At 37.3% G+C, this 6,813-nt stretch carries 9 protein-coding genes, 1 other RNA gene and 1 pseudogene; 5 read left to right on the top strand and 6 right to left on the bottom strand.

Annotation, left to right across the window (positions count from 1 at the left end; all coding sequences use genetic code 11):
• Positions 1 to 255 (bottom strand): annotated as a pseudogene (locus MW688_RS19560) (hypothetical protein); the annotation flags it as partial.
• A 99-nt stretch (positions 256 to 354) separates the two neighbouring features.
• On the opposite strand from MW688_RS19560, the gene MW688_RS19555 reads away from it, so the two are divergent.
• A complete protein-coding gene (locus tag MW688_RS19555) occupies positions 355 to 678 on the top strand; it encodes a hypothetical protein (protein WP_486737692.1) in 324 nt (107 codons plus the stop codon).
• Between the two features lie 316 nt (positions 679 to 994).
• Here MW688_RS19555 and MW688_RS19550 read toward each other — a convergent pair whose 3' ends face one another.
• Together MW688_RS19550 and MW688_RS19545 are read right to left on the bottom strand one after the other, a co-directional pair.
• Positions 995 to 1,420 carry a hypothetical protein gene (locus MW688_RS19550; RefSeq protein WP_486737691.1) on the bottom strand — a complete coding sequence of 142 codons (426 nt, stop codon included), beginning with the start codon at positions 1,418 to 1,420 and terminating at the stop codon, positions 995 to 997.
• Positions 1,417 to 1,836, bottom strand: a complete 420-nt coding sequence (locus tag MW688_RS19545; protein WP_486737690.1) for a hypothetical protein — start codon at positions 1,834 to 1,836, stop codon at positions 1,417 to 1,419. The genes MW688_RS19550 and MW688_RS19545 overlap by 4 nt, the downstream gene beginning before the upstream one ends.
• Here MW688_RS19545 and MW688_RS19540 point away from each other — a divergent pair.
• The gene (locus tag MW688_RS19540; protein ID WP_486737689.1) at positions 1,811 to 2,092 is read left to right on the top strand and encodes a DUF1636 domain-containing protein; all 282 of its coding nucleotides are present in this window, start codon (positions 1,811 to 1,813) and stop codon (positions 2,090 to 2,092) included. The two genes, MW688_RS19545 and MW688_RS19540, sit on opposite strands and share 26 nt — an antisense overlap.
• A 53-nt stretch (positions 2,093 to 2,145) precedes the next feature.
• On the opposite strand, the gene MW688_RS19535 is transcribed toward MW688_RS19540, so the two are convergent.
• The 3 genes from MW688_RS19535 to MW688_RS19525 form a co-directional block, all read right to left on the bottom strand.
• On the bottom strand, positions 2,146 to 3,306 hold the full coding sequence (locus tag MW688_RS19535; RefSeq protein ID WP_486737688.1) for a restriction endonuclease subunit S: 1,161 nt from the start codon (positions 3,304 to 3,306) through the stop codon (positions 2,146 to 2,148).
• A 149-nt stretch (positions 3,307 to 3,455) separates the two neighbouring features.
• The gene (locus MW688_RS19530; RefSeq protein ID WP_486737687.1) at positions 3,456 to 3,779 is read right to left on the bottom strand and encodes a DUF565 domain-containing protein; all 324 of its coding nucleotides are present in this window, start codon (positions 3,777 to 3,779) and stop codon (positions 3,456 to 3,458) included.
• 12 nt (positions 3,780 to 3,791) lie between these two features.
• Complete coding sequence (locus MW688_RS19525) at positions 3,792 to 4,361, bottom strand: DUF3611 family protein (protein WP_486737686.1); 570 nt, start codon at positions 4,359 to 4,361, stop codon at positions 3,792 to 3,794.
• Between the two features lie 97 nt (positions 4,362 to 4,458).
• On the opposite strand from MW688_RS19525, the gene rnpB reads away from it, so the two are divergent.
• The 3 genes from rnpB (at position 4,459) to MW688_RS19510 (ending at position 6,623) form a co-directional block, all read left to right on the top strand.
• An RNA gene (gene rnpB, locus MW688_RS19520) (RNase P RNA component class A) lies at positions 4,459 to 4,835 on the top strand.
• A gap of 37 nt (positions 4,836 to 4,872) precedes the next feature.
• Positions 4,873 to 5,586 (top strand): ribonuclease III, encoded by a 714-nt coding sequence (rnc, locus tag MW688_RS19515; protein WP_486737685.1) that lies wholly within the window; start codon positions 4,873 to 4,875, stop codon positions 5,584 to 5,586.
• Positions 5,587 to 5,597: 11 nt separating this feature from the next.
• Complete coding sequence (locus MW688_RS19510; RefSeq protein WP_486737684.1) at positions 5,598 to 6,623, top strand: Gfo/Idh/MocA family protein; 1,026 nt, start codon at positions 5,598 to 5,600, stop codon at positions 6,621 to 6,623.
• Positions 6,624 to 6,813 lie beyond the last annotated feature (190 nt).

The following is a 6,813-nucleotide window of genomic DNA, read 5'->3' as shown; positions in this document are numbered from 1 at the left end:
AAATGAGCAAGTTTTAGCAGTAATGAGTAAATATTTTTCAACTGTATTTAGCCCTGCAATCCAAGGCTCATTTCCATGAAAACAACCATACTGAGAAGCAATATCTTTGAGAATTTGCTTTGTGTTGGGAGACATTCGCATTGCCACCGTTAAATTGTTTAGCTTCGGCTTTTTTCCTCTGCCTAGTGCCAAATTTTCCAGTTTTGGATTGGGATTAGACATTTGCAGTTTTTTTATATTAATACCTTTATCCATAATATATTAACATTTTTGGATATCAAAAAAAATATTTAGGGATTATTCGTAATGCTGTGTTAATATTTAGACATTATTTTCCAAATTCGTTAATAGTTTATGAATAAGCAACAAGCCATTGTACAGACAAAAAAATTGATGGATGTTCAAGAAGCAAATCAATGTATTAGAGAAATTAAGTCCCATGTAAATACAATCCGTCAATTACTGATAGAGTTGGATTATAGAGAAGGATGGCGAGCCTTGGGTTATCGCTCTATGCGGCAATGTATGCTGACAGAATTTCCGCTATCGAAAACACAGCTATATCGAGAATTAAAAGCTGGTCGCATAGAAAAAAAGTTGTCCCCCATGGGATACCATTTTGGAGAAATCCCAGAACGCCAACTAAGAGAATTAGGGCACCAACATTATCAAAATTAATCAGCTCACTCAGCTTTGAATCCTAAATCAATTATTAATATTAAATTGCTGAAATAATATGTTCTTCAATAACTAAATTTTTCTCTTATTTAGGGCTTGCTGAATAAATCTAAAACTGTGACTTGATAAAGGTTTGAGCCCATTTTTATCATAAAAAATGCAAGGTTTTTTGATATATTATGCTAGAAAGAGTGCATTTTTTTCTTTGACTACTCAAAAATTCATAAATCATTATTACCTCCTGCCTCCTGCCTCGGTGCAAAGCTGCCTTTCTCTTCACCAAAACTTACTTTTTCACCCGTACCCTATTTAAATGTTAACTTTGAGCATCTGGGAGCACAGATTCTCCATCTCTCAGTAAAGGTATACGATAGGCAATAAAAGAAATCAATACATTAGCTAAAGAAAAAATAGTATACTGCATAGCCATCCCAGCACCTTCGCCAATGCCGAAGATTCCTCCCCAAAGATTAACTAAGATACCATCTGATTGTAAACCCGGCTCAAAAAAAGAATCAGCCAGAGGACCTGCAATAGCATAAGCAATAGGAGACATTAGTTGAGCGATAATATAGCGAGAGGCGAAAACTCTCCCTTGAATTGCAGGTTCAACCTTAGCAAGCCAAATCGCCTGATTAGAACTTCCTACCAAAGGAGAAAAGAAGGCAGTAAAAAATCCCGACAACAACCAAACACCAAGAGTTTGGCTTAAACCTAAAAAAGCACCACTTAATTCACTCAAAGCATTACCCAACAATAAACCATGAATTCTGGGTTTAAACCTCTAACTAAAGTCACACTGACTACATTACCATTTTCATTTACTACAATTTCTCCTGCCGCATTGCCTTCTGCTCCATTGAGTACAGAAGGATAAGATGGTTGACAAGCACTCACACAACTAATACCTGGAGAGCTTTGTTGAGGATTAGAGGGCTTAGGAGCAGAATTAGTCCCAACTATTGGCGCCTCTGTTGTTTCTGTCTGAGGTTTAATCGTATCTTGGTTCTGGTTAACGGCAGTACTCTCTTGAGAAGGCGAGGGAGTAGGAGCGGTGATAACTGGCTTTGGTTCTGGTTTTGGAGCAGGAGAAGGTGCAATCTGCTGTGGGGCTAAATACAGTAAATTGGGAGTGGAATTGTTTAGAGAATTAACCACTAATTATCTCCCTCAATCCCAATTAAATATTCAAGCAAGCGGATGTTTATGGACTTGCGATCGCCCTTGTGCTGCTACTTTTTTATGTCCTGGTAAATATACTTATCATTTTGTTGATTTATCCCCCTCAACTAGTTGCTCTGCTTTGCTACAATTTGCTGAACTGTATATTGCTAGTGAGGATGGCTATATTTTACCTGCCAAAGTTCCAGAACTTCTTCAGCCCAAACTACTGGTGCGAATTCCCCCTGTATAAGTCTCCAACTGTTATATGTTGGGTTGCACTTTGTTTAACCCAACCTACTGCTTTCATAGTTCGCCTCGAAAGGCTTTTTGTAGTAGAGAGTTGAAGAGGTTATTGATAAATATTTTACTTTGGTCATTTTTTCTAGCATTTTTTCTCATCTGCTGAATCAATTGAGAAAATTTTTGTTGTAGGTGATAAGGTGGCACTGGTAAATCTAATTTGCTAAGTATTTTAAGATTAATATTTTTTTGGGTAGATTGTGGAGCGAGATCTTCTAAAATCGGTTGTAAAAAATTAAACGATCCTTGAATATATTCATTTGTAACTCTTTCATTCGGTTGAAAACCAACAACACTATCAGGAAAACAAGCATCGAAACCTAGTATTCCAGTTTGAGCGATATTTGCAGCTATAGTGATACAAAGCGTTCCAGCCTCCCACATTTTACTTTGTGCCAAGCCTTTCTCTGAATATGTTTGAGTATAAGTTTCAATGATTCCTTTACAGTTAGCTATATCTCCTGTTTGAATTAATGGGTATTTTCCATTCAGTAAACAAGGAGCATTGCGAGGACGATGTTTAGATTTTCCTCTATTTAAAGTGCCTAAATTTCCTAGTAAATCTTTTTCCCACCCCTTAGGATTAGTAACAGGATCGCCAAACATCTCCAAAAAGAGCGATCGCACTAACTTCTCCGTTAACTTTATTGCCTTCTGACGCTTGCCTCGTATTTCATCAGCTTTATCTAGTATTGCTGCCAGGCGTTTTTGTGCTTCTAGGGGGGGTAGGGGTATTTCCAAGTTTCTCACCAATGTAGCTGATAAATTCTTTTGTGTAACACCTTGAGCTTGAAATAAAAGTCGCTTTTTTTGAGAAAGCAACCAATAATATATGTAGCGATTAAATAGTTTTTGAGTATCTTTAACTTCTATTCCCAAAATAGCTTGGTTAGTACTTAAATCTCTTCCTGCAAAAGCCATTTTGCCAACCGAACCATACATAGCAAAAAGCAAAGTTCCTTTTTGGAAAACTCGATTACCAATTGCTTTTAAACCTTTTTCTGTAATTGTTTCTTCTGTTAAAACCAGAGTGCCATTACATGCTTCTATATCCGAAATTTTAGCCCATGGAATCTTTCCACCATAATTATCAGCATTTTTTCGTGAAGGTGTTCCACCACTTTTAATCTCGCATAAATCACCTAATAAAAGATATTTATTCACCCCAACATCACCTCCAACGCCTGTAAATCTTCTCTTATTTTCTCTTCTAGACAAATCAACTGCTGCAAAATCGCCCGGGGAGACTCAAACTCCACCTCCTCATAACTTACCTCTTGATAACACTGTATCTAAGTTTTAGCTAGGCAATATTAAGAACCCAGCATAAAAGCTTGAAGAAAGAAGCTATAAATAACACCAATTTTAAACACATTAATCGCATTAACCCAAAGAGAGCGATTTTTTTTCAGATAAACCCAGCGACTAACTATTTCAGTAAATAGTAAAATTAATCCTGCCCCAGGTACATCCCACCAAGCAGCTTGTCCGGCAGTACTATTAATTGCTAAACCCATAAAAAAACCGAACAAAATACTAATCAAAATTAGGGAAACACTGCGCCAAGGATTAGCAAAAAAATTCTGAAAAGCCAGAGAAAGATTACTAACTAAAGAGTCTAAACGAGTTCTTTGCATTTGTCAAATAAATTAGCGAGCAACACGATTAAGCAACCACAATCCACTTATAATACCACTTAAATGAGCTGTGATTGTATTAGTATTAGCCTGAATAATCAATAAATCAATAGAATTCACAAACTCTTGAGGATCAGAACCTATCGCTAATTGAGGACGATTAAGAGATTTAGCTAAAACAAGACCAACTAAAGCCTGTGCTCCCACTGTTACTAACAACATACCCGCTAAATTAATCATTAAACCAATTCTAATGATTCTAATTGTATCAGATTTTTTCGGCCGCAGAGTAGGATCGGGATTGGCAATTTTGCGAGATATTTTACCATAGCGATAAAAGAAAATAATCGAAGCAACCAAGAAAATTATACCACAACCAGCACACAAGATCCCGAAACCAGTTCCTGGAGTGTTTTGTTGAGTTCCTAATAAACTGGGAATACTAAATAACAAAGTTACTGCCGCAATTACTCCTAGAACAATTTGTGACCAAAAGCCAATCATTCCCACTCTTTGAAGAGATGTGACTACTTTTTCAACACTACTAGGTATAAAACGGCTAATTTCAGAATTTCTAGTCATGACAATTATTGAGTTTTGTAAAATGTACATATATTACCTAACTTAATTTTCCTATTTTTTTGCTTTAATCGCCATATTTTTGCTAAAGTAATAGTTGAGAGTAGACGAGGTGGTTGCGGATTCACATAATTTTAAAAAAGTGAGTTCGAGGAAAGTCCGGGCTCCCGAAAAACCAAACTTGCTGGGTAACGCCCAGTGCGGGTGACCGTGAGGATAGTGCCACAGAAAAATACCGCCTCTATTACAGAGGTAAGGGTGCAAAGGTGGGGTAAGAGCCCACCAGCAGTATCGAGAGGTACTGGCTCGGTAAACCCCGGTTGGGTGCAAGGTCGAAGGAAACAAAGGTTGGTTTTTTCCCCGTTTCCGCTTTAGGAGAACCGCTAGAGGAATTTGGTAACAAATTTCCCAGATAGATAACTGCCCTCTTAACTTAAGTTAAGGGAACAGAACCCGGCTTACGTTTCTACTCTTAAAAAAAAATAGCCACAAGTAAAGTTGACTAGTAATTCCAGTGGAAGATCCGCGTCGTAAGAAACAGTTAGAGACATTATTACATAAACTAGGTTTAGTAGATATTACACAAGTAGATATATCATTGATAGATCTAGCTTTAACTCATTCTAGTATTTCTCAAACAGCTAATTATCAAAAATTAGAATTTGTGGGAGATTCAGTAGTGAGATTAACAGCAGCGGAAATATTGCTAGAAAATTATTCAGCAGCACCAGTAGGGGATTACGGTGCCGTGCGTTCTGTTCTGGTGAGCGACCAACATTTGGCAGAAATTGCCGAAAGTTACGGAATAGAAAACTACATATTGACGGCAGTTAGTATTAATCATAATCATGGGGCTAAAACTTCTTTATTAGCAGATACTTTTGAAGCTATTTTAGGGGCACTATATCTAAGTACTCGCGATATGAGTTTAGTTAGACCTTGGTTAGACCCTATTTTAATAGCAAAAGCAAATGAGGTTTTAGCTTGTCCCGCACGTCAAAACTATAAAGATGCCCTTCAAGAATGGACTCAGTCAGAATATAAATTATTACCCAAATACAGGGTGACAGAAAACAAAGATATTAAAAATCATACAGAAAGATTTATTGCACAAGTGTGCTTAAAAGACCAACAATTAGGACAAGGAAGAGGCAGAACGAAAAAAGCAGCAGAACAAGCAGCAGCTAAAGATGCTTTTTTTAGTGTGGTTGTACAACAAAAAGAGTGATTTAAAAAACAGTGATTACAAAAAAAGGAATAGTTCTAATTGGTGTCGGACGTTGGGGAATTAATCTACTGCGCAACTTGTTAGAACATCCTCACAGCAACATAGTAGCCATTGTTGACCATTCTTCTGCTAGATTAGCTGAATGTCAAGCTAAATTTAATCTCAATCCTCAGAAGGTGATAATGGCCACAGATTGGCAAAAAGTACGCCTACATCCAGGAATTGATGGGGTGGTAGTGGCTACTCCAGCTACTACCCATTATGATTTAATTAAAGATTCCCTGGAGTTGGGTTATCATGTTCTAGCAGAAAAACCTCTGACTCTTGACCCGCAAGAGTGTAGAGAGTTAACTTATTTAGCTTTGCAACAACAAAAACAGTTACTTGTAGATCATACTTATTTATTTCATCCAGCAATTCAACGAGGTAAACAAGTATTAGATACAGCAGAATTGGGGGAATTACGATATGGTTATGCTAGTCGCACCCATTTAGGACCTGTACGTCAAGATGTCAACGCTTTATGGGATTTAGCTATTCATGATTTAGCGATTTTTAATTATTGGTTAGGAGAAATTCCTATTCAGGTAAAAGCAGAGGGGAAAGTTTGGTTACAATCTCCACAAGCTGACTTGATTTGGTTAACTTTAACATACCCTTCGGGATTTGAAGCAGTGATTCATTTGTGTTGGCTAAATCCTGATAAGCAAAGACGTTTATCTGTGGTAGGTAACCAGGGGAGTCTGATTTTCGATGAATTGGCAACTTCAGAACAATTAGTTAAGCAACAGGGATATTTTTATCAAGAAGAGGGGAAATTTATTCCTACAGGACAAGTTAGGGAAAAGTTGAGTGTAGCAAAAGTAGAACCTCTACAACAAGTGTGCGATCGCTTTTTAAGTAGTTTAGATAGTTCTATTGTAGACTCTAGTTCAGGAGAGTTAGCTACTGAGTTAGTTTCTATTCTGAGTTGTTTAGATTTATCCCTGCATCAGCAAGGAAAAGTAGTTAAGATTCCAGGTAAAGATAGACAGTAGCAATGATTTATTGGCGATCGCCATTTGTGACTCTACCAGAAAAATTATGTAGAGGCGCTCTTGTTTGCGCCCTAATTCTTGAGGTTACTTAACTCAGATATTGCATCTTTATCACTCATTTACTGGTGGGGGTTGAGTCTTGAAGTCTTGAAGTCTTGAAGTCTTGAAGTCTTGAAGTCTTGAAGTCTTG

Source organism: Johannesbaptistia floridana (assembly GCF_057440575.1).
This window is presented reverse-complemented; position numbering and strand designations above follow the sequence as displayed.

Bases quoted from the DNA above. Each gene is read 5' to 3' on its own strand.
- MW688_RS19555 (WP_486737692.1), top strand. From the start codon at position 355: ATGAATAAGCAACAAGCCATTGTACAGACAAAAAAATTGATGGATGTT.
- MW688_RS19530 (WP_486737687.1), bottom strand. From the start codon at position 3,779: ATGCAAAGAACTCGTTTAGACTCTTTAGTTAGTAATCTTTCTCTGGCT.
- MW688_RS19525 (WP_486737686.1), bottom strand. From the start codon at position 4,361: ATGACTAGAAATTCTGAAATTAGCCGTTTTATACCTAGTAGTGTTGAA.